Origin of the sequence: Sulfobacillus harzensis (assembly GCF_012933365.1) — a bacterium.
Classification (GTDB): Bacteria; Bacillota; Sulfobacillia; order Sulfobacillales; family Sulfobacillaceae; genus Sulfobacillus_B; species Sulfobacillus_B harzensis.
Genome location: NZ_JABBVZ010000282.1, coordinates 1 through 1,199 on the forward strand (window position 1 = coordinate 1; position 1,199 = coordinate 1,199).

General features: G+C 66.1%; 1 protein-coding gene. It reads right to left on the bottom strand.

Annotated features, from left to right (window positions below):
• Nucleotides 1-155: 155 nt before the first annotated feature.
• The coding region (locus HIJ39_RS23035) for a transposase (RefSeq protein WP_169103355.1) at nt 156-1,199 on the bottom strand (1,044 nt) is incomplete at its 5' end.

Sequence of the window (1,199 nt, forward strand, 5' to 3'; positions counted from 1 at the left end):
CATAAAGTCTCCCGGGAGCGTCGACCTGGCGGAACGCGCCAAGATTTTGCGATCGCAGCCAGCACGGAGGGCACAGGATGCCCGAGATCGGCCAGGTTTCGATCTCGGCCAGACGGTGCGGTTGTGGGTGATCTCACCTCCTTCCCCCTCGCGCCTTAGGCGGCGGCCACGCGCCCCCAGGCCTGGTGATGGGCCACAATCGCCCCCATCGCCAACCGGGCCAGCCACAGGTAGGGCCGGCGGTGGTGGGCCCGTTTAATCCCATCTTGCGTCCACAAACTAAAGGCGCGTTCGACCCCGGTCCGTTCCGCATAGAGTGTGGTCCAAGCGGGCGTGCCGTACGGCACGCCGCTCTCGGCGTAGCGGGACCCCCGGTCATTGACCGTCACGGTTTGGCGGGCTTTGGCACACGGGCTGTCACAGGATTCATGCCGTCGTTGGCGGAGAGGGCAGGCATAGACGGTCACCCCGAGGCGCTTTTGCCCCAGGCCAATCAAGTTGCGATCGGCGCTGCAGTGCGGACGATTCTTGTCATCGAGCGTGATCCCGGCGGCGCGCGCCGCCGGACTGATGTGGGCGGGCTCGACGGGGCCCGGCGGGGCAAACGCGGGGACCACGCCTCGTTCGCGCGTGAAGGTCCATAAGGCATTGGCATCGAAGGCGGCGTCCCCCACCATATGCGTGATCCGGATGGCGGGGTCTTCGGCCGCGTAAAGGGCTTGGGTTTTGACCAAGAGGTCGGGGTACGCGACCGCATCGTTCCGATTTCCTGGATGGAGCGCGAGACTCACGAGCAACGGATGACTGGATTGGTCGGGCATGGCATTGATTACCGCCATGGCCAAGGGCATGTACCCGAAAAAGTAGCGATGCCGATGGCTATCCCAGCCGAGCAAGGCCATGGGATCGCTAAACCACCGCTGGCAGTGGCACGACTTCCCCGGACACCCACAGCGTTTGGCCCCGAACGAATACGCCCCGCTGTCGATGGGGGAGCCATCGGGCGCCAAATGCCACGCAGCGGGCAACACCCCGCGGTGGACACTGGCGGTCGCCGTGGTGGCCAGGAGTTGATCCCAGATGTCACTCGGTTGCGTCGGACGGGGGCCCCGTTGGGCTTCGCGGGCCACCCGCCGCGTCACCCGGTCGACCGCGCCGGCCCGGCGCGGGGGCATTTTTTGTCCGGTTTTAAGCTTGAG